At 60.9% G+C, this 23,753-nt stretch carries 24 protein-coding genes and 1 tRNA gene; 16 read left to right on the plus strand and 9 right to left on the minus strand.

The features are described 5' to 3' along the window. The first annotated feature begins 95 nt into the window (after positions 1-95). Positions 96-476: a GFA family protein gene (locus tag N0K08_RS23350; RefSeq protein ID WP_456301243.1), complete on the plus strand. Its 381-nt coding sequence runs from the start codon at positions 96-98 to the stop codon at positions 474-476. 138 nt (positions 477-614) lie between these two features. Further along, a complete protein-coding gene (locus N0K08_RS20550) occupies positions 615-2,138 on the plus strand; it encodes an FAD-dependent monooxygenase (RefSeq protein ID WP_261502272.1) in 1,524 nt (507 codons plus the stop codon). An 83-nt stretch (positions 2,139-2,221) separates the two neighbouring features. Here the strand turns inward: N0K08_RS20550 and N0K08_RS20555 are convergent. Together N0K08_RS20555 and N0K08_RS20560 are read right to left on the minus strand one after the other, a co-directional pair. Further along, positions 2,222-2,298 (minus strand) — tRNA-Met (locus N0K08_RS20555). Between the two features lie 134 nt (positions 2,299-2,432). Further along, entirely contained in the window at positions 2,433-2,840 is a 408-nt protein-coding gene (locus N0K08_RS20560; protein ID WP_261502273.1) for a transcriptional regulator, read from the minus strand. A 1,234-nt stretch (positions 2,841-4,074) separates the two neighbouring features. Here N0K08_RS20560 and N0K08_RS20565 point away from each other — a divergent pair. The 7 genes from N0K08_RS20565 (at position 4,075) to N0K08_RS20595 (ending at position 8,532) form a co-directional block, all read left to right on the plus strand. Continuing rightward, positions 4,075-4,377 carry a hypothetical protein gene (locus N0K08_RS20565; protein ID WP_261502274.1) on the plus strand — a complete coding sequence of 101 codons (303 nt, stop codon included), beginning with the start codon at positions 4,075-4,077 and terminating at the stop codon, positions 4,375-4,377. Between the two features lie 369 nt (positions 4,378-4,746). Further along, on the plus strand, positions 4,747-4,896 hold the full coding sequence (locus N0K08_RS20570; RefSeq protein ID WP_261502275.1) for a hypothetical protein: 150 nt from the start codon (positions 4,747-4,749) through the stop codon (positions 4,894-4,896). Positions 4,897-5,129: 233 nt separating this feature from the next. Beyond that, positions 5,130-5,432, plus strand: a complete 303-nt coding sequence (locus tag N0K08_RS20575; protein ID WP_261502276.1) for a hypothetical protein — start codon at positions 5,130-5,132, stop codon at positions 5,430-5,432. 432 nt (positions 5,433-5,864) lie between these two features. Then, positions 5,865-6,584 (plus strand): Crp/Fnr family transcriptional regulator, encoded by a 720-nt coding sequence (locus N0K08_RS20580; RefSeq protein ID WP_261502277.1) that lies wholly within the window; start codon positions 5,865-5,867, stop codon positions 6,582-6,584. A gap of 258 nt (positions 6,585-6,842) precedes the next feature. After that, positions 6,843-7,532, plus strand: a complete 690-nt coding sequence (locus N0K08_RS20585; protein ID WP_261502278.1) for a Crp/Fnr family transcriptional regulator — start codon at positions 6,843-6,845, stop codon at positions 7,530-7,532. Positions 7,533-7,763: 231 nt separating this feature from the next. After that, a complete protein-coding gene (locus N0K08_RS20590) occupies positions 7,764-7,910 on the plus strand; it encodes a lmo0937 family membrane protein (protein WP_261502279.1) in 147 nt (48 codons plus the stop codon). 406 nt (positions 7,911-8,316) lie between these two features. Next, positions 8,317-8,532: a glycine zipper 2TM domain-containing protein gene (locus N0K08_RS20595; protein WP_261502280.1), complete on the plus strand. Its 216-nt coding sequence runs from the start codon at positions 8,317-8,319 to the stop codon at positions 8,530-8,532. 454 nt (positions 8,533-8,986) lie between these two features. Here N0K08_RS20595 and N0K08_RS20600 read toward each other — a convergent pair whose 3' ends face one another. Then, positions 8,987-9,961 carry a GlxA family transcriptional regulator gene (locus N0K08_RS20600; RefSeq protein ID WP_261502281.1) on the minus strand — a complete coding sequence of 325 codons (975 nt, stop codon included), beginning with the start codon at positions 9,959-9,961 and terminating at the stop codon, positions 8,987-8,989. A gap of 159 nt (positions 9,962-10,120) precedes the next feature. On the opposite strand from N0K08_RS20600, the gene N0K08_RS20605 reads away from it, so the two are divergent. Beyond that, positions 10,121-11,029, plus strand: coding sequence for an MBL fold metallo-hydrolase (locus tag N0K08_RS20605; protein WP_261502282.1), 909 nt, complete (start codon positions 10,121-10,123; stop codon positions 11,027-11,029). A gap of 67 nt (positions 11,030-11,096) precedes the next feature. Continuing rightward, positions 11,097-11,585, plus strand: a complete 489-nt coding sequence (locus N0K08_RS20610; protein WP_261502283.1) for an isochorismatase family protein — start codon at positions 11,097-11,099, stop codon at positions 11,583-11,585. Positions 11,586-12,099: 514 nt separating this feature from the next. Here the strand turns inward: N0K08_RS20610 and N0K08_RS20615 are convergent. Beyond that, positions 12,100-12,363, minus strand: a complete 264-nt coding sequence (locus N0K08_RS20615) for a hypothetical protein (RefSeq protein WP_261502284.1) — start codon at positions 12,361-12,363, stop codon at positions 12,100-12,102. A gap of 97 nt (positions 12,364-12,460) precedes the next feature. On the opposite strand from N0K08_RS20615, the gene N0K08_RS20620 reads away from it, so the two are divergent. Then, complete coding sequence (locus N0K08_RS20620; protein WP_261502285.1) at positions 12,461-13,048, plus strand: hypothetical protein; 588 nt, start codon at positions 12,461-12,463, stop codon at positions 13,046-13,048. A 260-nt stretch (positions 13,049-13,308) separates the two neighbouring features. Here N0K08_RS20620 and N0K08_RS20625 read toward each other — a convergent pair whose 3' ends face one another. Together N0K08_RS20625 and icd are read right to left on the minus strand one after the other, a co-directional pair. Then, the gene (locus N0K08_RS20625) at positions 13,309-14,556 is read right to left on the minus strand and encodes a tyrosine-type recombinase/integrase (RefSeq protein WP_261502286.1); all 1,248 of its coding nucleotides are present in this window, start codon (positions 14,554-14,556) and stop codon (positions 13,309-13,311) included. A 142-nt stretch (positions 14,557-14,698) separates the two neighbouring features. Continuing rightward, complete coding sequence (gene icd / locus N0K08_RS20630; RefSeq protein WP_261502287.1) at positions 14,699-15,961, minus strand: NADP-dependent isocitrate dehydrogenase; 1,263 nt, start codon at positions 15,959-15,961, stop codon at positions 14,699-14,701. A gap of 272 nt (positions 15,962-16,233) precedes the next feature. Between icd and N0K08_RS20635 the strand changes: the two genes are divergently transcribed. Next, entirely contained in the window at positions 16,234-16,704 is a 471-nt protein-coding gene (locus N0K08_RS20635) for a DUF192 domain-containing protein (protein WP_261502288.1), read from the plus strand. Between the two features lie 93 nt (positions 16,705-16,797). Here the strand turns inward: N0K08_RS20635 and N0K08_RS20640 are convergent, their stop codons facing one another. From N0K08_RS20640 to xseA, 3 genes are all read right to left on the minus strand, one after another. Beyond that, positions 16,798-19,035 carry an NADP-dependent isocitrate dehydrogenase gene (locus tag N0K08_RS20640; RefSeq protein ID WP_261502289.1) on the minus strand — a complete coding sequence of 746 codons (2,238 nt, stop codon included), beginning with the start codon at positions 19,033-19,035 and terminating at the stop codon, positions 16,798-16,800. Between the two features lie 350 nt (positions 19,036-19,385). After that, positions 19,386-19,967 (minus strand): Fe-Mn family superoxide dismutase, encoded by a 582-nt coding sequence (locus N0K08_RS20645; RefSeq protein WP_261502290.1) that lies wholly within the window; start codon positions 19,965-19,967, stop codon positions 19,386-19,388. A gap of 213 nt (positions 19,968-20,180) precedes the next feature. Continuing rightward, a complete protein-coding gene (gene xseA, locus N0K08_RS20650) occupies positions 20,181-21,482 on the minus strand; it encodes an exodeoxyribonuclease VII large subunit (RefSeq protein WP_261502291.1) in 1,302 nt (433 codons plus the stop codon). Between the two features lie 116 nt (positions 21,483-21,598). Here xseA and N0K08_RS20655 point away from each other — a divergent pair, with 116 nt between their 5' ends. The 3 genes from N0K08_RS20655 (at position 21,599) to lpxK (ending at position 23,736) form a co-directional block, all read left to right on the plus strand. Continuing rightward, positions 21,599-22,228 (plus strand): MotA/TolQ/ExbB proton channel family protein, encoded by a 630-nt coding sequence (locus tag N0K08_RS20655; protein WP_261502292.1) that lies wholly within the window; start codon positions 21,599-21,601, stop codon positions 22,226-22,228. A 67-nt stretch (positions 22,229-22,295) separates the two neighbouring features. Then, positions 22,296-22,721, plus strand: a complete 426-nt coding sequence (locus N0K08_RS20660; RefSeq protein ID WP_261502293.1) for an ExbD/TolR family protein — start codon at positions 22,296-22,298, stop codon at positions 22,719-22,721. A gap of 16 nt (positions 22,722-22,737) precedes the next feature. Continuing rightward, entirely contained in the window at positions 22,738-23,736 is a 999-nt protein-coding gene (gene lpxK / locus N0K08_RS20665; protein WP_261502294.1) for a tetraacyldisaccharide 4'-kinase, read from the plus strand. The last annotated feature ends 17 nt before the right edge of the window (positions 23,737-23,753 follow it).

A 23,753-nucleotide genomic window follows, 5' to 3' on the forward strand; every position in this document is an offset into this window, starting at 1 on the left:
CCGCGAAGGCGACCTTCCGGATTCAGCCCAGCGCAGCGTCGGGCAGCCGTCTTTGAGCCGTCCATTGGCGGCCCCTTTTGGCGAGAATACTGTGCATGAAAACCCATCAAGGCTCCTGTCACTGCGGTGCGTGCCGCTTCGAAGTGGACCTGGATCTCGACCACGTACGAAGTTGCAACTGCTCCATCGGCCGGCGCCGAGCTGCGCTGATTCACCGGGTCCCAAAGGAAGCGCTGCGCATGCTGACCCCTTTGGAAAATCTCAGCGTCTATGAATGGCACACAAAGACGGCCAGGGATTACTTCTGCCCCAGCTGTGGAATCTTGCCTTTTCGTATACCCAGCCAACCCACCGCGGACGAAATAAGAGCCGGAAAACTTCCCTTCGAAGGCTGGGCTATCAACGTCCTATGCCTTGCGAATGTAGACCTTGCCGGAATACCCGTTGTGCGGATCAATGGTGCGGACCTGCGGTGAATGCACGAACGGTGGAAGTTGAGCGGCCGTGTTGCCGAGCTGCCCTGCGCCACATGGCGCTACGCCCTACAAGCCCCACCCTGCACGACAGCCACAATACGCAATGAGGACAGGAATCACCATCCAACCCAGGCGCATATGACACCCCTCGCCAACGTCCTGATCGTCGGTGCCGGCCCCACCGGCCTGGTGCTTGCGCTGTGGCTCACCAGGCAGGGCGTGGCTGTGCGCATCGTCGACAAGGCCAGCGGGCCGGGGGCAACCTCGCGGGCCATGGTGGTGCATGCGCGCACACTGGAGCTGTACCGCCAGCTGGACCTCGACGCCGCTGTGATCGCTGCCGGCCACCGCGCGCCGGCCCTCCATCTCTGGGCCAAAGGCCGCCAGCGTGCGACGCTGTCCTTCGGCTCGGCCGGGCAGGAACTGACGCCCTACCCCTTTGTCCTGGTCTTCCCCCAGGACAAGCACGAACGGCTCCTGGTCGAGCGGCTGAAGGCGCTGGGCGTGGAAGTGCAATGGCAGACCGAGTGCCTGGGCTTCGAAGACTTCGGGGATCACGTCGTGGTGCAGTTGCGCTCGGCCGATGGGAGCGAGCAGCGCTGCGAAGCGGCCTATATCGCCGGCTGCGACGGAGCGCGTTCGGTGGTTCGGCATGCGCTGGGCACGGATTTTGCCGGCGGCACCTATGAAAAATACTTCTATGTGGCCGATGTGCAAGCCAGCGGACCGACGGCCAACGGCGATGTGAACGCCGCGCTCAACCAGGCCGATTTCGTCCTCTGGCTGGGCTACGACGATCAGGGCCGGGGCCGCCTGATTGGCGTAGCCGACGACAACAGCGAGCATGCCGAGTCCTTGGCCTTCGACGACGTGGGCCACCGCGCCCTCGCCAGCGTCGGGCTTCAAGTCGCGAAAGTCCATTGGTTCTCGACCTACCGCGTGCACCACCGCGTGGCCGACCACTATCGCCGGGGACGCGCCTTCCTGGTCGGCGATGCGGCACACATCCACAGCCCGGTCGGCGGCCAGGGCATGAACACCGGCATAGGCGACGCGATCAACCTCGCCTGGAAGCTTGCAGGCGTTCTGCGCCAGGGTGCGCCCGACGCCTTGCTCGACAGCTATGAGGCCGAGCGCCGTGCCTTTGCACTGACGCTGGTGGAGACCACGGACCGTGCTTTCACTTTCATCACCGCTGGTGGCCGCCTGGCCGACTTCGTGCGCACCCAGATCGCCCCGCGGCTGGCGTCGCTGGCCTATGGCGTCGGTGCAGTGCGCGAATACGCCTTTCGCCTGCTTTCGCAGACGATGATCCGCTACCGCGACAGCCCGATCAGCGCGGGCCAGGCTGGCGCGGTACACGGCGGAGATCGCCTGCCCTGGGTGCGCGCAGCCGACAACTACGGCCCGCTGGCCGCCATCGCCTGGCAAGTGCATGTGTACGGCACGGCCCGCAGCGATCTCGTCGCATGGTGCGCAGCACAGCGCATCGCCTTGCACCAGTTTGATTTCGGCCCACCGTATGCGGCGGCAGGCTTGCTGCGCAATGCGGCCTACCTGATTCGTCCGGACAGCTACGTGGCCTGTGCCGATGTCGACGGCAACCCCGCGACACTGCAAGCGCTTCTGAGCCGCTGCACGGGTCATGCGCCTGTAACCTGACAAGTTGTGGACGGGCGCTGCAGACGCAAAAAAGCCCACCGAAGTGGGCTTTTTTGCAGGTTCCAGACTAAGCCGGAACACGTTGGTTGCGCGAGAAGGATTTGAACCTACGACCTTTGGGTTATGAGCCCAACGAGCTACCAGACTGCTCCATCGCGCGGTATTTTTTCAGCGGGAGAGGCGATTGCTTGCATCCCCTGCGTCGATGGATGAACTATAGCACGGTCTTTGCGCTCATTTGAATTTCTGCGAAACAAATCACCGTATTCCATCAAATTTCAAAAATATTTCTTCTTACAAACCCGCTGGGCAGGTGTTTTTTTGCGGACTGACAGGAGCGCCGCGGTTGGCGATGCCCGAGATATGGTCGTCCGTGAGCGATGCCGCCACAGCAGCGACCACCTCGGACATTTCCTTGCAGCCGTAAGCCGCCAGGACGTGCAGGCTGGCAGCGCCAGCAGAGTCAGCCTCGCTCAAGCAGGCAGCATCGACGGAGACCTTGAAGCCAGAAACATCAATGCCCTGCTCCGCCAGCATTTCCACGATGTGCTGAGAGTCGGTGAGCCCCATCTTGTGGTTTGCCGAAGTGCCAGCCAGCTCCTTGCGCAAAACCTCATCGGCTTTACCCAGGCGCATGGCCACAGCCGGCCGACCGCCGGGGTACTGGTTCACCGCGGCGCGGAGTGAATCAAGCCACATCATTTGTCTGTCCTCCTGGACGTTTGGACGTTGCCCTGGGGCGCACGGTGGCTGAAACTGCCTGCATGACACGCAGAAGCTTTCAACCCAAGAGACCCAGTGCAACGCGAGAGACCAGAGCACTCAACACACCAGCAGCCACGCGCTGCGAAGGAGAACACATGATCCCCAACCTGGCCGGATGACCCGGCCTTTTCTCTGCTCGCCAGCAGCGTAGAAGCCGCACGACAGCGGCATGGGATCCCAAGCGACATCAGGGCAGACCAAAGCCTTGCGTGCAGGGTTTCGGTTTGAACTGCCTAGATTGCGACTCAGGATGCAAGCTTTTCGTGTGGGAAAGCGTACTGTGAGGTCAAGGTGATCGACCCCGATCTACCAAGTCAGATCGGAGTCGTAGATGAAAACACTCTCCAAGTCCGCAGCCTACTTAGGCGATCGAAAACCCAGCGTGCCAGACGCCCGACACCATCAGGCAAAGGGAGGTGACTATGTCTTTTCTCCCGCCAACTACGTTTTGGGCTCTTTTGTAACGGCTCCCGAAATACGCATCAAGAAAACTCGACACCTTCCCCCAGAGAGCAACGCTTAGATTGCCAGCTAAATGCACAGCGCTCCCGACCGCTCTCTTCATCACTCAGCCCGCGCGACCCTCAAGGCACAAGGCAGCCCAGAGCCTTTGAAAGATAGCCGCGGTTTGTGATTTTTAGTACTTATGCCGGCGATTGGGGCATCGCGCCTACAGCATCCGATTTCGTCTTCGCCCACCTTGTTAGGCCAGCCGGAGTCAACGGTCCAGCAAAACAGCCCATCAATCACCGCACGAGGAATGACTTATGACTAAGCCCAAGACATCGGAATCGCTGCCAGAGGACGAGGAAATGGATCCTGTCGGCAAACCGTATCCGGAACAGGAACCCATCGCTCCTGGTGGCGGCGACGATCCACCTCACCCGCCCTTCTCCCCAGACAATGAGCCGGACATCCCTCAGGATCCAGAATCCGAGCGCGTAGTTCAGCCCGAACCTCTGAAGAGATAGATGGAGACGTCGCACCCGATTGCGCTGAGACCGTAACGCATGGGTACAGCGTGGGTATACGAATGAGCGCACCCTAGAGACAAGGCGGGGCATGCAGATTTGAAGCTCGTTCAGACGAGCTTACGCATCCAAACAGCGTTTTGTCTGCGATGAACCACAGGATTTTCAACAATAAAAACAAACCAACTCTGGAGAAAGCCATGCCTGAGTTACCACTTTTGATTAGTGCTGCAGTGTTTGCCTTGCTCTTCAGCGCACTGGTACTGTCGTTCATCTTTGAATTTTCGACGCGCTTATTGCACCTCACAGAATTTGCATTCGTGCTCGCCGCCAGCGTCGCCATTTGGAGAGCGCTCTCGACAGATCCGCTCACCGAGTACGCCCTCTCGATGATGTCCGTCATTGGCTTCATGTTGGCTGTGCTGATGTTTCGACGTTTTCTCAAGAAGGCCGTTCCTCCTCATAGGTTGGATAGGCCAGAGTTCGGCGACGCAAAACACTAACCCCTCACAACCCGCTTCGGTGGGTTTTTTTACGCCTCCGGCCCGCCACAGAGCGGGCTTTCTCGTTTTCAGCCGCGCCCGGCGTGTCTCCGCCTCTCCCTTTTCTTGCCGGGCAACACGCGGCTCTTTATCCGCTCCTCATGACTGACTGTGCAGCCCGACGGCAACGGCAAGATGCGCCTTGCGTTGTGCACGCCAACCCAAAACCAGCGCCCTGGCTCGCCCCGGGCGGTGCTGCGATCTGAGCCCCCAGTCCCCTGGGCCGACAGGTCCGTAACGCATTGGTACAGCGCGGGTATCGCAATGAGCGCACCGTGAAGACATGGCGAGTCATCCTGGCTTGTCATTCACAAACCAAGGGATAGCGTCATGACAATGCAAACCACCACACCCGGACAAAGTCAAAGCAACCCGGGCAAAAAAGAAGAGCAACAGCCGCAGCAACAGTCTCCAAACAAGCAACAGCCCGGGCAGCAGCCCAGCCAGAAGCCAGAAGACAAGCCAAAGCAACCAAGCTAAGCGCTTGACGCTCGTTTAGACGAGCAAAACCAACGGCCTCAGAAGCCGACACCCAATGGAGCCCGCATATCGCGGGCTTTTTGCGTTCGGCTACGCCGGGCATGCTGGCGCTCATGGGGACCGCGAAACACACAATCCGCTCCGCCAGCGCCGTAACGAATTTAAACAGGGTTTTGGTTGCCGACTGTCGTAGGAAAAACAACAATAAGACTCGTCAATCTCAAGAGAACAACGTGCCTGAATCCTCACTACTGATTGGAGCTGCTATTTTTATCGCACTCTTAGTCGTGCTGATTCTGTCGATATTTCTTGAGTTTTCAGAGCGGCTGATCTTCCTCACAGAACTGGCATTCGTGCTCACCGCCTGTGTCGCCATGTGGCGAGCATTTTCTAAAGATCCGCTCACCGAGTACACCGTCTGGATGATGTACTTCATCGGGTTCATGCTGCTTGTGCTGATGGTACGGCGCGTAGTCAAAAAGACCGCTTCTCGACCCCGGCTGGATACTGCGGCACTCGGCGACGCCGAAATCTAAAGACCCAAGTCACCCACAACCCATTTCGACGGGTTTTTTTCGCCTCCGACCCGCCTCTGAGCGGGCTTTCTCGTTTTCAGCCGCGCCCGGCGTGTCTCCGCCCTCCTCCTTTTTCTTGCCGGGCACCACGCGGCTCTTTATTCGCTCCCATGCCCGCAGCATTGCAGCAGCCAAAGGAGGCGCAATGAAAGTCACTCAAGCCCAGGTGCTTCTGGCAAACCAATCATGCGTTCTTTCCACCACCCAGCGATGCTTGCCCAGCTGTTCGCTTGCGTACGCTGTGGCGGGGCAACCCTGCTGTTGACCTAGCGACCGAAGTCCCCGCCACCGCGGTCATGGGCGACAATGCGTATGTTCGGTGTGGAACATTGGGCTCTTTGCAAGAGCTTGTGCCGGTGCTGTTTTTGACTCGAATCCGCGCAGGAGTTTGTGATGGCTGTTTCTTTTCAACCCAAAGAGAATCACCTGCTGGCGGCGCTGCCAGCAGCCGAGTTTGAGCACTGGCGCACTCATTTGGAACTGGTTGATTTGACACTGGGCCAGGTGCTGTATGAGTCCGGCAGCACCATGACGCATGTGTTTTTTCCGATCACCGCCATCGTCTCGCTGCTGTACGTGATGGAAGATGGCGGATCGGCCGAGATAGCCGTAATCGGGAACGAAGGGGTTGTCGGGATTTCACTCTTCATGGGCGGCGGATCCACGCCCAGTCGTGGCGTGGTGCAAAGCGCTGGGGTGGGCTTTCGCCTGAAAGCGCAGGTCATGAAGGACGAGTTTGACCGGGGCGGTCCGGTGCTGCACCTGCTGCTGCGCTACACCCAGGCGCTCATCACGCAGATGGCGCAAACGGCCGTGTGCAATCGCCATCATTCGCTGGATCAGCAACTGTGCCGTTGGCTGTTGCTGAGCCTTGATCGTCTGCGGGGCAGTGAACTTGTGATGACCCAGGAACTGATTGCCAACATGCTCGGGGTTCGGCGTGAAGGGGTGACCGAGGCCGCGCTGAAATTGCAGTCCGCAGGGTTCATCCAGTATGCGCGCGGCCGCATTTCGGTGCTGGATCGTGAAGGCTTGGAAAAACGCACCTGCGAGTGCTATGCGGTGGTCAAGAAGGAGTACGACCGGTTGCTCCCCGACAAGGCGGCGACATAGCCTGCCAAACCTGAGACCTTGAACAGGTTCAGAGACAGCGGGGCATTAGCAGAGCCGGGTGGGTCGGCACTCTGGGGTAATGGTCCGTTTTGGTGGGCAAGCAAGGGCCTGCTATGTGCGCTGACAGACAGTCATGCTGTTACGCCACGCGCAAACTTCACCGAATAGCGAACAGCATTCAACAGCAGAGTTGCTGGCGGTGCCTCTACGCCATGCCCAGGCCCTTGGACGGGCAAAAACCAACCGGAGTGCCGCCAGATGGCCATCGAGAATCACCTCATTGAGTTGCTTCCACGCAAGGAGCGTCTGCATTTCTTGGCCCACTGCGAGCCGGTCTCACTGGTTCTGGCGGAAGTGCTTTGCGAGTCTGGAGCGCCGACAGCCGACGTCTACTTTCCCATCGAGGGTTTCATTTCATTGATCGCCCCGGTCGAGGGACATCCGGGAGTGGAAGTTGGCATGGTCGGCCGTGAAGGGATGTTGGGCACGCAACTGGCACTGGGCGTTTCGACCACGCCCCTGCGGGCGGTCGTGCAAGGCCCGGGGGCGGCTTGGCGCATGGGTGCCAAAGCATTTCGCGCAGAGTTGGTGCTCAACGCTCCGCTGCAACGTCTCCTCAGCCGTTATGTGTATGTGTTGATGACCCAGATGGCGTCGTCGGCAGTGTGCCTGCGCTTTCACCTGATCAACCCCCGGCTGGCTCGCTGGCTGCTGATGAGTCAGGATCGTGCCCATGCAGACAGCTTTCGTGTCACGCACGAATTTCTCTCTTACATGCTCGGCGTGCGTCGGGTTGGCATCACTGCCGCGGCCGGCAGCCTGCAACGCAAAGGACTGATCGAATACCACCGCGGCCACGTGACGGTCCTGGACCGAAGTGGGCTCGAAGAGGCGGCTTGCAGTTGCTACGCTGCCGACCGTCAGGCTTACGCCAAGCTTCTGAGTTGAATGCGTGCCCGGTCGGCCGGTTCAGGTGTGACGCCGCTCAGTCTCGAGGGCGTATCCGTTCGGGATATCCATTGGCAGGCCTGGCAAGGCGATTCAACGATTGACGGCGCTTTGTGCGCAACCGAACAGACAGCCGGCCCGACCAAGAGGAGACTGAAGGAAAAGAGACAACACACCCGTTGCGGAGAGCTTTGAACTTCAGCTCACGGCCGCAAGGCAAAAGGAGAAAAAATGCTTGAAACCCTTGCAATCATCCTGGTGGCCCTCTGGCTCCTTGGCCTTGTCACGTCCTACACCATGGGTGGACTTATTCACATTCTGCTGGTCATCACCGTTGTGGTGATCCTCATTCGCGTCATTCAAGGTCGGCGCCTGTGATAACTGGATGGTGGATGGCTCCCGGAGTCATCCTTGTCGTGATTTCTGCCACCTCGAAGGACTCCCCATGAAACATTTGATTTTGATACCGATGTTGGTTGCCACGTTGGGTTTGGCGGCTTGTGACAGGCCTACGGTGGTCAATGTGCCCGCTCCCGCTGCTCCTGCTCCCGCTCCCGGTCCCGCAGGTCCACAAGGCGCGACAGGGGCACAGGGTAGCCCGGGCGCTGAAGGCGAAAAAGGTGCCATGGGCAAGCCTGGCGAAGGTGCCACGGTCATCGTGACGCCACCGGCCCCAGAGCCAACGCCAGCGCCAGCGCCAGCGCCAGCGCCGAAGTACTGACACAGCTCATTCGTCACAGAGAAAGTAATGAGTTTGGATTTGATTTTTTTAAGAGGTAATCCCATGAAAACGCAGCAAAAATTTGCATCCAGTGCAGTCATTGCCGTCATGCTCTTGGCCATGGCCGGGTGCAGCGGAATGACCCAGCGCGAGAGGAACACGGCCATCGGGGCAGGTGCGGGTGCCATTGGCGGCTCCATCCTGACCGGAGGCAGTGCAGTCGGAGCCGTCGGTGGTGCCGCAGTCGGTGGTGTCATTGGGCACGAAGTCGGCAAGTGAATGTTGAGCTTCAACAGGTGTGAGCAGACAGGGGGAGATCCCCCTGCGCCTGGGCGAGGCAACGCACGTAGTTCAAAGCTGCAAGCTGGATCACCGGCCCCACATCACCAAAGCCGAGCGAGAACACACGCCGCCAGAGCTTGCGCAATGACTTTGCGAGCTGGCCCGCCGATGCGGGGTCGGCAAATCAACAAACACCAGCCCGCCGCCGCGGGCTGTTTCGTTTCCGGGGCCTGCCACGCAAGCAGCGCCAGCCAAGCGCTGCGGCAGCTGCGGCGCCGAAGCTCCTGCCCACCTGGAAGAAGGCCAGGGCCTGCCCTGCGGGCACTGACGCCTACCGGCCAATTGCAGTCTTTCACCATCACTTACCAAAGGACTGCTTCAAGACATATTGCTGCCGTTGACAGGTCGTATACCTACTATCGGCAAAGCAGTCTTCCAGAACCGAGCACTTTTAGTCAGAAGTGCCGTGTTGGCCTTCACAAAAGAGCCGCCTGTATGCAGATGGTGAGGTGTGCAGTTGGCCCGCAAAGTGCTGACGCAGGGACAATGCAGAGCCAAATCCCACCTCCGTCGCAATCTGCTCAATCGGCAAATCCGTAGTTTCCAGCAGCAGCTGCGCTCTTGCGATACGTTCGGCAGCTAGCCACTTGACGAATGTCATTCCCGTGGCCTCACGAAAACGCCGGGTAAAGGTTCGCCGGCTCATGCGCGCTACTTCGGCCAATACATCCAGTGACAGCGGCTCCGACAGATGCTCGCGCGCCCATTCCAGAACGCCCGGTAAACGGCTTTCGCTGGGCAGCGAAGGCACCGGCTGCTCGATGTATTGCGCCTGTCCGCCCTGGCGGTGTGGCGGTGTCACCAGCAACCTCGCTACGCGGTTGGCAACGTCAGCGCCGTGACGCTGACGCACGAGGTTCAGGCAGCAATCAATCGCAGCAACTGTCCCGGCGGACGTAATGACATTGCCGTCATCCACATAGAGCACATCAGGCAGAAAGTTAGCTCTGGGAAAACGTTTGGCGAAAAGCTCGCGACAGGCCCAATGGGTTGTCGCGCGGCGTTCGTCCAACAAGCCAGCATCACCCAGTACAAAGGCGCCTAGGCACAGGCCAACAACCTGTGCGCCGCGGGCATGGGCCTGTCTCAGTGCGTTCGACAAAACTGCTGGTGCAGCGTTTTCTGGATGGTTCCAGGCCGGGACGATGACGATGTCAGCGTTGTCCATAGCACCAAGGCCTCCGGGCACCTCAATTTCCATACCCTGGTCGCAGCGAACGCGGCCAGGAGTCGGCGCGCAGTAGCGCACTTCGTACGGTGGTAGTCCAGTAGGTGCAGGCGTTACGCCGAACACGATGCCCGGCACCGAGAGATGAAAAAGGCTGACGCCCTCGAAAGCAAGGACTGCTACACGGACGGGCTTCATAGAGTCTCCAGTGGCGATGGCTGCAAATTGGCCCGATTTTATCTAATGTTGTCATTTGGGCCAATGGCGCGAATCCAAGCCAATCCGCAAAATTGACCCCAACGCACAAACGGAATCTCCATTGCGCGCAATCAGCAAGTTATTGAAAGGAAAAATCACATGAAAGTCTTCAACCCTCTGCGCAACGCCGTCGCTCTGAGTGGCATCGCGATGCTCGTCGCCAGCGGCGCAGCTTACTCGGGCACAAGCGCCTCGACAGCGACCGCTTCTGTGGCGAACGCCGTCAAAGTCCAGCAAATTCGAAACGCTACCGTCAAGATCGACTTCTCTGGCACCACGTTCCTGGTCGATCCCATGCTCTCACCCAAGGGTGGGTTCTCGGGCTTTGAAGGCACCTACCGTAGCGAGTTGCGCAACCCATTGGTAGAACTACCTTTCTCGGCTGATGACGTATTGAAAAGCGTCGAAGCCGTCGTTGTGACCCACACCCACACTGATCACTGGGATGAAGCCGCGCAAAAGCAGATTCCCAAGAACATGCCAGTGTTTGTGCAAAACGAAGTAGATGCCAAAACAATTCGTGCTCAAGGCTTTAAGGATGTGCGCGTCCTCAAGGGCAGCACAACTTTCAACGGCGTAAAGCTGAGCAAAACCGGCGGCCAGCATGGCAGTGATTTGTGGTTTGCAGACCCCGCACGTTCTGAGGCGATGGGACCCGTCATGGGGGTTGTGTTTTCTGCTCCCAAGGCCAAAACCGTTTACGTGGCTGGTGACACGGTATGGCGCCCGGAAGTGGATCAGGCGCTGAAGCAGCACAAGCCAGACGTGGTGATTCTCAACACGGGGAGCGCGCTCATGACGGGCTGGGAGGAGCATCCCATCATCATGGGCAAGCAAGACGCACTACAAGCCACTAAGGCAGCACCCAATGCAGCGATCGTGGCCGTGCACATGGATGCGGTGAACCACATGTCACTCAGCCGCAAGGAATTGCGTGAATTTGTGCAAGTGAACAAAATTCAGGAGCGGGTGATGATTCCTGAAGACGGTGAGGTGATGAAGTTCTAAAGAAATAAAGCTGCCTAAAAGCTTAGGTAGCTTCTCTAACCTCCTCAAACCTACAGAAGGACACCCAATGAAAAACGCGCTTATCGTTATAGATATTCAGAATGATTACTTTCCTGGTGGAGCATTCACACTGGAAAATGCCGACGAGGCTTGCAAAGGTGCAGTGGAGGCCATTGAAAAAGCGAAATGTGATGGTTGGCTGGTGGTAGGGGTGCAGCACGTCAATTCTCCAGACGCCCCCGCTTTCAAGTCCGACACTGAAGGCGTGAAAACCCACAGCGCCATTGCCACCGCGTTGGGTGATGCGCCCATCGTTGTAAAGAGTGAGGCCGACAGTTTCTTCAAAACAAATTTGGAGCAAATCGTGCACGAAGCAGGGATCACCGATATCTACCTCACCGGCATGATGACTCAGCACTGCATCACCCACACCGCCCTGTCTCCTCAAGCGAGCGGCATGAACGTCCACATCATCGCCAAAGGCTGTGCCGCACCAGCTAAAGCGTTGAGCGACTTGGCCCTTCAAGGTCTGAGCGCTCGATGCGACGTTGTGTAAAGCCATCACTGCGCTTTATTGGGTTCGAGTAAGCACTGCTGTGGCCTTACTCGTACCGCAGTCGTTCGGTGAAGCCCGAGACTTCGGGTCGAGCGACTGCAAAGTAACAGCCATGGTGATCTCGCTCATCGACGTCGACCGACAGCAATCGCTGCAAGGCAGGCGTTGGCTAGCGACCTTGCGAGCGGCAGCTACGGGTCGATATCTGCCATTGCCACTTGAGCGTACTTGCGATGCCCCATCGCAAGTACCACCTTTCGCCTGAAAGACTGCAGCCTGCATCGCAGGCTTTGATCACCCTATCTACCCCACACAGCCCGCCTTGAGCGGGCTTTTTCATTTCTAAGGACGCCCATGAAGCGCGACGCATTCTCCCTGCCGCTGGCATTCCCGATAGCTACTGCAGCTGTGGCGCATCGGCGCCCACCCAGATCGAGGAAGGCGAAGGCCTGCCCTGCGGCATTGAGTCAGCCTTACTCAATATCGGAAATGGTTGCGGGCAACACTGCCTCAATCAGGGTTTAGCCAGCATGCGGTTTTGGACTTTCATGCGAATTCGGTCCTGGGTGTCAGGGTCTTCCGGATCATCAACCTCAACGATCAGTTGGTGATATGGAGCCACTGCGACCTCGGCATGTTGGCCAACGAATGGGGCAAGCAGTTTCCTCTTATAGACGGTAATTCCTGACTCAGTGTTTCCTGGTGCTGCTACCAGCACTTCGTTGACGAACTTGACGTCGGCTGTTGCCAGCCCGGCTTCTGTGATGCGAAGAGTCATTCCGGCACCGCCTTTCGTTAAGCCGGCATGAGGCCGACATTAATAGTCTATCCACCAGCCCGCACCAGCGGGCTTTTTCATTCTTGAGGACTGCGGCATGACCATGACCGACAACGCCACGCACGGGCCGAACTATCCGCATCAAATAAACGGAGCTAAAACGATGACGCAACCTACCCCAGCCCTGCGCTGCCACGATGCCGAAGCCTGCGGCCTGGGCCAATGGCAGTGCCCGTCGCCAGAGGCAAGCGGCTGCGCGCCACAACCCCAAGCCCTGCACCTCCCCGCCCTGCTGCGCGATCGCCTGGGTGCCAACGCCGCGGCCGACCTGCTGGATCAACAGCACGCCCGCATCGCAGAGCTGGAGTCCGGGCATAACTACAACATCCGCGTCATTGATGCCTATCGAGCGCAAGTCAACGCACTTGAAGCCCAGCTATCCGCCATCGGCGCCGTAGCCGCATGCTTCGGCGCCGACTGGCCGGACGTTGAGGGCGAGCCGGAGGTTCTGCGACGGGTGAAGTGGGCTGCGCGTCAGCTCAAGGCCGCGCCGGAGTACGCCCCATTGACGGACGAGCGAATCCAAGAAATTGACGACGAAACGCACTTCCATGAATCGCCAGACTGGCCGCGGCGCTTCGCCCGAGGCATCGAGGCCGAGGCCAGGAAGAAGCCCACCCAATGAGCCGCCGCAAACGGCAGCGCCCCGACAAGCGCGCACCCATCCCCGACTTTGACCAGCCCGCCCAGCAAGCGGGCATTTTTACGAGTGAAACACTATGACCCAATACCCCGAAGGCGCTCTGCTGCGAGTCTCAGATATCTGCCGCAACTCCAAAACTGGCCGCCCTGGCATTCTGCCGATTACTCGGAGCACATGGCATCGCTGGGTGACCAGTGGCAAAGCCCCTGAGGCCTTGCAGCTCGCCGGGACCCCTGTGTGGCCTATTGAGCAGGTGCGTGCGCTAGCGCTCCCTGCGGCTCTGAAGTGAGCTCATCAATCTTGTCGGCAAGGAATTGCAGCGCTCTCCTGCGCTCCGCTGCAAGCTCCATGTGGGAATATGCTGCGGCCGACTGGTCGCGCTCCGTGTGCGCCAACAGCAGCTCCACAACATCTTTCGCAAAGCCATGCTCGCGCAAAAGCGTGGCGGCAGTGCTTCTTGTCCCGTGCGGGGAAAACCCCGGCACACCAAAATCCAGGCGCTTGAACAAATGGTTCAGCGTCGTTTCGCTGATCGGCTGGCCGCCCGCGCCGACGAACCGCGTTGGGAACAAGTACTCACCATGGCCTGTGATCTTTTGCAGCAGCACCAAAAGCTCCACGGCCTGGCGAGGCAGCCACACGCGATGAGGCAGGCGCATCTTCATGCGATCCGCTGGAATATCCCAGCGCCCCTCCTTCAAATCAAACTCCACCCACTTTGACAGTCGCAACTCAGACTTGCGCACCATGGTCAGCATCAGCAGCTTGACTGCATATGTTGTGATGACCGTGGCCGATCTCTGCTTTTCGAGCGTTTTCCAGAAAACGGCAAGTTCCTTTTCGCTCAAATGGCGGTGGTGCGTTTTCGGCGGGACAACGATGGCCCCGCGCAATGGCGTCGCCGGGTTTGTGTCCAGCAGCAGCTTTCGAATGGCGAAGTTATAGATCTGCTGGATGATTGACCGGCAGCGGTCCGCTGTCGTGGGGGTTGTCTTGTACTTCTCCAAGATGGCCAGCACATTGCGCGGCTTCACATCGCCCAAGACCATATCCCCGATCTCCGGGCAAATATAGGAATCCAGGAACCGGATGCTCTGCATGCGGTAGTTCATTGACAGATGCGTCTGCGTCTCCGCGACCCAGATCAGCGAAAAATTGCGAAACGTCACACTGCGCCGCACCTGTTCGCCTCTTTCTTCCTCTTGGGCTTTTTTCTCCTGGGCCGGGTCGATGCCTTGCCCGACAAGAGCCCGCATGCCCTCATGAATGTCGCGCGCCTGAGCAATCCCAATCTGTGGATACGGGCCGATGGTCAACTTCGGCCGCTTCCCTGCCAGGCGGAACGAATAGCGCCACACCTTGGAGCCGCCTGGCAAGACCTCTATGTACAGGCCTCCCCCATCTGTCAGAACAAACGGCTTGTCCCACCGTTTGGCTGCATTGATAACTGAAGGCTTGAGGCTGTAGTTGACGTGTCGTTGCGCTGGCATTCCAATGGCTCCATGAGACGGCCCTTGTTGGAGCCATGGAGCCGGTCACTCACGCAACACCATGCGACATCTAACAAGAAAAAAGCCCCGCCTACAGAGAGGCGGGGCTTTGATCTGGGACGCTATGGAACCTGCTGATCCATCAATCCATCTGCTGGATCATGACCTCGCCAAAGCCCGAGCACGAGACCTGGATCGCGCCGTCCATCATGCGCGCGAAGTCGTAGGTCACCTGCTTGCTGAGGATTGCCTTTTCCAAGGAGGAAATGATCAGGTCGGCCGCCTTGGTCCAGCCCATGTGGCGCAGCATCATTTCGGCGGACAGGATTTCCGAACCCGGGTTCACATAGTCCTTGCCGGCGTACTTGGGCGCCGTGCCGTGGGTGGCTTCGAAGCAGGCCACCGAGTCCGACATATTGGCGCCCGGCGCGATGCCGATGCCGCCGACCTGGGCCGCCAGGGCGTCGGAGATGTAGTCGCCATTGAGGTTGAGCGTGGCCACCACCGAATACTCGGCCGGACGCAGCAGGATCTGCTGCAGGAAGGCATCGGTGATCGAGTCCTTGATGACGATGTCCTTGCCGGTCTTCGGGTTCTTGAACTTGCACCATGGCCCGCCGTCTATGGGCTGGGCGCCGAATTCCTTTTGCGCCAAGGCATAACCCCAGTCGCGGAAGCCCCCTTCGGTGAACTTCATGATGTTGCCCTTGTGCACGAGAGTCACGCTGGGCTTGTTGTTGTCGATGGCGTACTGGATGGCCTTGCGCACCAGCCGCTCCGTGCCTTCGATGGACACGGGCTTGATGCCAATGCCCGAAGTGTCGGGGAAGCGGATCTTCTTGACGCCCATTTCCTTGACCAGAAAGTCGATCAGCTTCTTGGCCTTGTCGCTGCAGGCTTCGTATTCGATGCCGGCATAGATGTCTTCCGAGTTTTCGCGGAAAACCACCATGGAGGTCTTCTCGGGCTCCTTGAGCGGCGAAGGCACGCCCTTGAAGTACTGCACCGGCCGCAGACAGACATACAGGTCCAGCTCCTGGCGCAAGGCGACATTGAGCGAACGGATGCCCTTGCCCACGGGCGTTGTCAGCGGCCCCTTGATGGACACCACGTAGTCACGCAGCACTTCCATCGTTTCCTCGGGCAGCCATACGTCGGGGCCGTAGATGCGGGTCGACTTCTCGCCCGCGAAGACTTCCATCCAGTGGATCTTCTTCGCGCCGCCATAGGCCTTGGCCACGGCGGCGTTCACCACCTTGAGCATCACCGGCGTGATGTCGCGCCCCGTGCCATCGCCTTCGATATAAGGAATGATGGGCTCGTCCGGCACGTTCAGCGACATGTCGGCATTGACCGTGATCTTCTGGCCTTGGGCAGGCACCTGGATATGCTGGTAGCGGGTCATTGACAAACTTCTCCGGTGGGAACGCTGCATCTGGTCGGCAGGCAGCTTTGAGGGCGTGGGGAACAGCTCCACGATTTTAGGGCCAAAGCCCGGCCAGTTTGCACCAGAATGGCGCATGGCTTGCGCCGGCCAGCCAGACGGCCGCGGCCTGCGGCAGACTGCGGTAATCTCAGACCTGCGCAGCCGCATTTTTTTTCATCCACGCATCGTCTGAATCTCTCCACGCCATGCCCGCTTTTTCCGCCCGCTTCCAACAACTGCGATCCGCCTGCATGCAGCGTCGCCCTGCCCTGCTGGCCGCCCTCAGCCTGGTGGCTGTGCTCGGCGGCACCGCTCCCACGGCCCATGCCCAGGGCGATGGCCCCCAACTGCAGTTGCCGCGCGTAGAGCTGCGCGCCGGCATGTTCCGCATCGACGCCCAGGTCGCGCAATCGCCGGGCGAACGCCAGATCGGCCTGATGCACCGCCAGCAGATGCCGCCGCACGAAGGCATGCTGTTTGTCTTCGAGCAACCGGCCGTGCAGTGTTTCTGGATGAAGAACACCTTGCTGCCGCTGACGGCCGCTTTCGTCGCCGATGACGGCACCATCGTCAACCTGGTCGACATGAAGCCGCTGGACGAGACCTCGCACTGCTCGGCCAAGCCCGTACGCTTCGTGCTGGAGATGAACCAGGGCTGGTTTGCGCAAAAGAACATCCGCGCGGGCGCCAAGCTTGTCGGCGCGCCCTTCAGCAGCCGCTGAGCAAGCGCGCACGCAAAAAGGCCGGTGGCTCCTTTCGGAGGCCACCGGCCTTTTTTGCATTCAGCACACGCCCCGCAAGCGGGGCGCGCGGCATCAGGCCTGCGCTGCTGCGAGCGCTGCGTTCAGCGTGCTGCTGGGGCGCATGACTGCATCCAGCTTGGCCACGTCGGGCTGGTAGTAACCACCGATGTCGACCGGCTTGCCTTGCACGGCCAGCAGTTCGGCCACGATGGTCTTCTCGTTATCCGCCAGTTGCTTGGCCAGAGGCGCGAACTGGGCTGCCAGTTCGGCGTCTTCGGTCTGCGCTGCCAGCGCCTGGGCCCAGTACAGGGCCAGGTAGAACTGGCTGCCGCGGTTGTCGAGCTGACCGGTCTTGGGCGATGGGTTCTTGTTATTGTCCAACAGTTTGCCCGTGGCTTCGTCCAGCGTCTTGGCCACGATCTTGGCCTTGCTGTTGCCGTTCTTGATGCCCATGTCTTCCAGCGACACGGCCAGTGCCAGGAACTCGCCCAGCGAATCCCAGCGCAGGTGGTTTTCTTCCACCAGCTGCTGCACGTGCTTGGGGGCCGAGCCGCCAGCACCGGTTTCGTACATGCCGCCACCGGCCATCAAAGGCACGATGGACAGCATCTTGGCGCTGGTGCCCAGTTCCATGATGGGGAACAGGTCGGTCAGGTAGTCGCGCAGGATGTTGCCGGTCACCGAGATGGTGTCCTGGCCGCGGATCACGCGCTCGAGCGTGTAACGCATGGCGCGCACTTGCGACATGATCTGGATGTCCAGGCCGCTGGTGTCGTGGTCCTTGAGGTAGGTTTCCACTTTCTTGATCAGCTCGGCTTCGTGCGGACGGTACGGATCCAGCCAGAACACGGCGGGCATGCCCGAATTGCGTGCGCGCGTCACGGCCAGCTTGACCCAGTCGCGGATGGGAGCATCCTTGACCTGGCACATGCGCCAGATGTCGCCGGCTTCGACGTTCTGCGACAGCAGCACTTCGCCCGTTGCCAGGTCGACGATGTTGGCCACGCCAGCTTCGGCGACTTCAAACGTCTTGTCGTGCGAGCCGTATTCTTCGGCCTGCTGGGCCATCAGACCCACATTGGGCACGGTGCCCATGGTCACGGGGTCGAAGTTGCCGTTGGTCTTGCAGAAGTTGATGACTTCCTGGTAGATGCGGGCAAAGGTCGACTCGGGGATCACCGCCTTGGTGTCCTTGGGCTTGCCGTCGGCACCCCACATCTTGCCGCCGATGCGGATCATCGCCGGCATGGACGCGTCGACGATCACGTCGTTGGGCGCATGCAGGTTGGTGATGCCCTTGGCCGAATCGACCATGGCCAGCTCGGGACGGTGCTCGTGGCAGGCGTGCAGGTCGCGGATGATTTCCTCTTTCTTCGAGGTCGGCAACGTGGCGATCTTGTCGTACAGGTTGACCATGCCGTTGTTGACGTTCACGCCCAGCTCGTCGAACAGCTTGCCGTGCTTCTCGAACGCTTCCTTGTAGAAGATGCGCACGGCGTGACCGAAGACGATGGGGTGCGAGACCTTCATCATCGTTGCCTTGACGTGCAGCGACAGCATCACGCCGGTCTTGCGCGCGTCTTCGAACTGGTACTCATAGAAGTCGCACAGCGCCTTCTTGCTCATGAACATGCTGTCGATGATTTCGCCGGCCAGCAAGGAGACCTTGGGCTTGAGCACCACGGTCTTGCCGCTGGCTGTCACGAGTTCCATCTTCACGTCGCGCGCGCGGTCCAGCGTCATCGACTTTTCACCGTGGTAGAAGTCGCCGTGCGTCATGTGCGCCACGTGGCTGCGCGAAGCCATGCTCCACTCACCCATGCTGTGCGGGTTCTTGCGTGCGTAGTTCTTCACGGCAGCCGGAGCGCGGCGGTCGGAATTGCCTTCACGCAGCACGGGGTTCACGGCGCTGCCCAGGCACTTGGAGTAGCGCTTGAGGATGGCCTTTTCTTCGTCCGTCTTCGGGTCTTCCGGGAAATCCGGCACGGCATAGCCCTTGGCCTGCAGTTCCTTGATCGCGCTGACCAACTGGTGCACCGAAGCGCTGATGTTGGGCAGCTTGATGATGTTGGTTTCGGGCAGCAGCGTCAGACGACCCAGCTCAGCCAGATTGTTCGGGACCTTTTGTTCTTCGGTCAGGTATTCGGGGAACTCGCCCAGGATACGTGCCGCCACCGAGATGTCGCAGGTTTCGACATTGACGCCCGCGGGCGCCGTGAACGTGCGCACGATGGGCAGAAAAGCGCTGGTCGCCAGGCGGGGCGCTTCATCGGTCAAGGTGTAGATGATGGTGGATTGCTGGGTGCTCATCTTTGTCTCAGGTAGTAAAAAGGGTGGTCATGCCGCCGGCCAGTTGCTTCTTGTGCAGCCCAGGAGGTGATCTGAACGCACGGAGAAGACCCTGTTCCGAATTTTTGCAACGGGTTCTCACAATGCAAAAATTCTAACCCGAGCGGAGGGGTTTTTTTCATGTCTTCTATAAGACTTGGGGTTTTTGGACGCTTTCCCTGACGGTACAAACCCCGGACCTCATGGTAAACCCCTGTTGCCCTGAATGGCGTAACAGCCGGCGTCGGTAGCTTGCAGACGAAAAAAAACCCGAAGATCGCTCTTCGGGTCCCGGGGATGGGCAGCGCACTACGCACGCTGCCGGTCCGCTATCAGGCGAAATTGGCCTGGGCAAACTTCCAGTTCACCAGCTTGTCGAGGAAAGTCTCGACAAACTTGGGACGGGCATTGCGGTAGTCGATGTAGTAGGCGTGTTCCCACACGTCCACGGTCATCAGGGCCTTGTCTTCCGTCGTCAGGGGCGTGCCGGCAGCGCCGGTGTTGACGATGTCGACCGAGCCGTCGGCCTTCTTCACCAGCCAGGTCCAGCCCGAACCGAAGTTGCCCACGGCCGACTTGACGAAAGCTTCCTTGAAGGAGGCGTAGCTGCCCCACTTCTTGTTGATGGCTTCAGCCAACGCGCCGGTGGGTTCGCCGCCGCCGTTGGGGGTCATGCAGTTCCAGAAGAACGTGTGGTTCCAGATCTGGGCTGCATTGTTGTAGATGCCGCCGGAAGAGCGCTTGATGATCTCTTCCAGGGTCATGGATTCGAATTCCGTGCCCTTTTGCAGGTTGTTCAGGTTCACAACGTAAGCGTTGTGGTGCTTGCCGTGGTGGTATTCCAGCGTTTCCTGGCTGTAGTTGGGTGCCAGGGCGTCAATGGCGTAAGGCAGGGGTGGCAGGGTATGTTCCATGGTGTTTCCTCGTGGTGGTTTGAATTGACAAAAGCCGGACAAAGGCCGGTCGGCTCGCACGCTGATGGGGACCCGCTGCGCTGACTCGCAGCACATCGCCCTCACGGCAGACATTGTAGGAAGAACCGCGGGCCGCGCGCGCCATTTGCCGCCGCAAAGCCCGCCGTTGCTGTGATGTTTGGCCTGCGTCCGACAGTTTCAGCCCCAATTGCGCTACAACAACCGCGGCTGGGTCACGGTGACGTCGATGTCGCCGTCCGACAGCGATGCGCGCAAGGCGTCGCCCGGGCGGGCCTGCGCGACGCGCGTCACGGCCCGGCCCTGGGCATCGGTGAGCAAGGCATAGCCGCGCTGCAAGGCCTGGCGCGGATCGAGCAATTCCAGGCGCAGCGCCGCGCGTTCGAGCCGCCGCTGCTGCCACTCCAGCCCGCGCTCCAGGCCTTGCGGCATCTGCCGCGCGAGCTGCTGCTGCTGCTGGCGCCGCTGCTGCAAAGCCAGTTGCATCGCGTGGCGCAGGCGCTGCGCGCTGCGCGCGAGCTGCTGCTGATTGCGGTGCAGCTGGCCCGAAGGCCGGCCCAGGCGCTGGGCCGCATGGTCCAGGCGCTGCTGGTGGCGGTCCAGGTGGCGCTGAGCGGCAGCCTGCACGCGCTGCGCGCCCTGGTCCAGCGCCGCCAGCCAGTTCTCGCGCGGCAGCGACACCAGCTCGGCCGCCGCCGTGGGCGTGGGCGCGCGCAGATCGGCGCAGAAGTCGGCAATGGTGAAATCGGTTTCATGGCCCACGCCGCTGATCAGCGGCACCGGGCTTTGCACGATCAGCCGCGCGAGCTGTTCGTCGTTGAAGGCCCAGAGGTCTTCGATCGAGCCCCCGCCGCGCACCAGCAGGATCACGTCGATCTGCGGACCCGGCGCGCCCTCCCCGGCCATCCGGTACAGCCGGCTCAGCGCATCGCGCAGCGACTGCGGCGCCGTCGCGCCCTGCACCAGCGCCGGCACCAGCACCACCGGGATATGCGGCACGCGCCGGCGCAGCGCCGTCACCACATCGTGCAGCGCCGCCGCGCCCAGCGATGTCACCAGGCCAATGCCCCGGGGCATGGCGGGCAGCGCGCGCTTGCGCTGGGCATCAAACAGGCCTTCGGCCTGCAACTGGGCCTTGAGGCGCAGAAACTGCTCGAACCAGGCGCCCTGGCCCGCGCGCTGCAGGCTGTCGACGATCAGTTGCAGGTCGCCGCGCTGCTCGTACACGCCCAGCTTGCCGCGCAGCTCGACCAATTCACCATCGCGCGGCGAAAAATCAAGCAGCACGGCCGCGCGGCGGAACATGGCGCAGCGGATCTGGCCCTGCGCATCCTTGATGCTGAAATAGCAGTGGCCGCTGGCGGCGCGCGAAAATCCGGTGATTTCACCGCGCACCGTGACCGGATTGAAGCGCGCCTGCAGCGCGTCAGCCACGGCCCGGCACAGCGCGCCCACCTCCCAGACCGTGGCCTGGGCGGGCTCGGAAAAATCGTACATAGGACTCAAAACTTTCTAAAAATACCGCCGTGCTCTCCCGGCCGCCAAGCTTTGTGCCTGGGCAGGCAGCGCCTGGGCCATAATCCCGGACTGCACCTTCTGCGTGGAGAGAGTAATTGCTGTCGATCATACAAGCCGCGGGCTGGCCAATCTGGCCGCTGATTGCCTGCTCCATCCTGGCCCTGGCCCTGGTTTTTGAACGTTTTGTCGCCTTGAAGACCGCGAGGGTCGCGCCGCCGCAATTGCTGAACGAAGCCCTGGCCGTCTCGGCCAAAGGTCTGCCTCCGGGCGATGTGGTGCAGCAACTGGCACAGAATTCCGTACTGGGTGAAGTGCTGGCCAGCGGCCTGCGCACGCTGCACGCCCACCCCAGTGCCTCCGAGGAAGAGCTGCGCGCCGCCGTCGAAGGCGCGGGCCGCGCTGCCGCCCACCAGCTGGAAAAATACCTCAGCGCGCTGGCCACCATCGCTTCCGCCGCCCCGCTGCTGGGCCTGCTGGGCACGGTGATCGGCATGATCGAAATCTTCGGCTCGCAAGGCGCCAGCCAGACCACGGGTGGAGGCGATCCGGCCCAGCTCGCCCGCGGCATCTCCATCGCCCTGTACAACACGGCCTTCGGCCTGATCGTGGCGATTCCGGCGCTGATCTTCTGGCGCTACTTCCGCGCGCGGATCGACGAATATCTGCTGACGCTGGAGCTGTCGGCCGAACAATTCGTGCGCCATCTGGGCCGGCTGCGCAAGTAAGCCCAGCATGGGGCGCCCCCTGCCCCACGCCCTGCCCCTCCCGGTCCCTGCAACCTAGGCCTGCCTGATGAACTTTCGCCCCCGCCACCGCGACGAACCCGAGATCAATCTGATCCCGTTCATTGACGTGCTGCTGGTGGTCCTGATCTTCCTGATGCTGTCGACCACCTACAGCAAATTCACCGAATTGCAGCTGACCTTGCCGGTCGCCGACGCCGAGCAGCAGCGCAATCGTCCCAAGGAAATCATCGTCGCCGTAGCCGCCGACGGCCGCTATGCGATCAACAAGGCCGCCCTGGCCGACACCAGCGTCACGGCCCTGACCCAGGGCCTCTCTGCCCTGGCCCAAAGCCAGCCGGACAGCGTGCTGATCATCAGCGCCGACGCCACCGCCCCGCACCAGGCGGTGATTTCGGTGATGGAAGCGGCCCGCCGCGCGGGCCTGGCGCAAATCACGTTTGCGACCCAGGCGACGGGCAAGGCGCGGCGCTGAGCGGCGCTGTCTGCCCATGGCGACACCCTCTGATTCGCACGGCCTGCGTGCCGCCTGGCGCCACCGCGGCGCCCTGGCCTGGGCGCTGTGGCCCGTCTCGCTGCTGTATGGCGCGCTGGTAGGCCTGCGCCAGGCCTTGTATGCCGGGGGCCTGCTGCGCCAGGCGTCGGCCGGCATTCCCGTCATCGTGGTCGGCAATGTGATTGCCGGCGGCGCGGGCAAGACGCCGGTCACGCTGGCCGTGGTGCGCCATCTGCAGCAACGCGGCATCGCCGCCGGCATCGTCTCGCGCGGCTACGGCCGCAGCACCCAGGACTGCCGCCAAGCCCTTCCCGACAGCCGCGCCCAGGACGTGGGCGACGAGCCCGCGCTGCTGGCCCGCGCCAGCGGCGTGCCGGTATTCGTGGCCCGCGAGCGCATCGCCGCCGTGCGTGCGCTGCGCGCCCAGTACCCCGCCACCCAGGTCATCGTCTGCGACGACGGACTACAGCATCTGGCCCTGGCGCGCGATGTGGAAATCTGCGTCTTCAACGACGAAGGCACGGGCAATGGCTTTTTGCTGCCGGCCGGCCCGCTGCGCGAGCCCTGGCCCCGGGCCGTGGACCTGGTGCTGCACGCCGGGCCACGTCCCGCCGGCCCGGCGCCGGCCTTTGCGCTGCAACGCCGGCTCGCGACCCATGCCCACAACGCGCGCGGTGAACGCCTGGATTTGAGCGCGCTGCGCGGCCTGCCCCTGCATGCGCTGGCGGCTGTCGCCCGGCCCGAACATTTTTTTGCCATGCTGCAGGCCCAGGGCCTGACACTTGCCACGGCCGAGGCCTTGCCGGATCACTATAATTTTGAGAGCTGGCAAGGCATGAGCCCCGAAGCCAAAGCCTTGATTTGCACTGAAAAGGACGCGGTCAAGCTCTGGCCCCTGCATCCCGAAGCCTGGGCTGTGCCGCTCGAACTCTCCATCGAACAGGGATTTTTCCCTGCACTGGAGCAGGCACTCTCACTATCATCGAAACACTGATTCCCAATTCCCTACCG

This window comes from Acidovorax bellezanensis (assembly GCF_025421555.1).
Taxonomy (GTDB): domain Bacteria; phylum Pseudomonadota; class Gammaproteobacteria; order Burkholderiales; family Burkholderiaceae_C; genus Comamonas; species Comamonas bellezanensis.

Coding starts and splice junctions, on each gene's coding strand:
- N0K08_RS23350 (WP_456301243.1), top strand. CDS start 96: ATGAAAACCCATCAAGGCTCCTGTCACTGCGGTGCGTGCCGCTTCGAA.
- N0K08_RS20550 (WP_261502272.1), top strand. CDS start 615: ATGACACCCCTCGCCAACGTCCTGATCGTCGGTGCCGGCCCCACCGGC.
- N0K08_RS20560 (WP_261502273.1), bottom strand. CDS start 2,840: ATGATGTGGCTTGATTCACTCCGCGCCGCGGTGAACCAGTACCCCGGC.
- N0K08_RS20565 (WP_261502274.1), top strand. CDS start 4,075: ATGCCTGAGTTACCACTTTTGATTAGTGCTGCAGTGTTTGCCTTGCTC.
- N0K08_RS20570 (WP_261502275.1), top strand. CDS start 4,747: ATGACAATGCAAACCACCACACCCGGACAAAGTCAAAGCAACCCGGGC.
- N0K08_RS20580 (WP_261502277.1), top strand. CDS start 5,865: ATGGCTGTTTCTTTTCAACCCAAAGAGAATCACCTGCTGGCGGCGCTG.
- N0K08_RS20585 (WP_261502278.1), top strand. CDS start 6,843: ATGGCCATCGAGAATCACCTCATTGAGTTGCTTCCACGCAAGGAGCGT.
- N0K08_RS20590 (WP_261502279.1), top strand. CDS start 7,764: ATGCTTGAAACCCTTGCAATCATCCTGGTGGCCCTCTGGCTCCTTGGC.
- N0K08_RS20595 (WP_261502280.1), top strand. CDS start 8,317: ATGAAAACGCAGCAAAAATTTGCATCCAGTGCAGTCATTGCCGTCATG.
- N0K08_RS20600 (WP_261502281.1), bottom strand. CDS start 9,961: ATGAAGCCCGTCCGTGTAGCAGTCCTTGCTTTCGAGGGCGTCAGCCTT.
- N0K08_RS20605 (WP_261502282.1), top strand. CDS start 10,121: ATGAAAGTCTTCAACCCTCTGCGCAACGCCGTCGCTCTGAGTGGCATC.
- N0K08_RS20610 (WP_261502283.1), top strand. CDS start 11,097: ATGAAAAACGCGCTTATCGTTATAGATATTCAGAATGATTACTTTCCT.
- N0K08_RS20615 (WP_261502284.1), bottom strand. CDS start 12,363: ATGACTCTTCGCATCACAGAAGCCGGGCTGGCAACAGCCGACGTCAAG.
- N0K08_RS20620 (WP_261502285.1), top strand. CDS start 12,461: ATGACCATGACCGACAACGCCACGCACGGGCCGAACTATCCGCATCAA.
- N0K08_RS20625 (WP_261502286.1), bottom strand. CDS start 14,556: ATGCCAGCGCAACGACACGTCAACTACAGCCTCAAGCCTTCAGTTATC.
- icd (WP_261502287.1), bottom strand. CDS start 15,961: ATGACCCGCTACCAGCATATCCAGGTGCCTGCCCAAGGCCAGAAGATC.
- N0K08_RS20635 (WP_261502288.1), top strand. CDS start 16,234: ATGCAGCGTCGCCCTGCCCTGCTGGCCGCCCTCAGCCTGGTGGCTGTG.
- N0K08_RS20640 (WP_261502289.1), bottom strand. CDS start 19,035: ATGAGCACCCAGCAATCCACCATCATCTACACCTTGACCGATGAAGCG.
- N0K08_RS20645 (WP_261502290.1), bottom strand. CDS start 19,967: ATGGAACATACCCTGCCACCCCTGCCTTACGCCATTGACGCCCTGGCA.
- xseA (WP_261502291.1), bottom strand. CDS start 21,482: ATGTACGATTTTTCCGAGCCCGCCCAGGCCACGGTCTGGGAGGTGGGC.
- N0K08_RS20660 (WP_261502293.1), top strand. CDS start 22,296: ATGAACTTTCGCCCCCGCCACCGCGACGAACCCGAGATCAATCTGATC.
- lpxK (WP_261502294.1), top strand. CDS start 22,738: ATGGCGACACCCTCTGATTCGCACGGCCTGCGTGCCGCCTGGCGCCAC.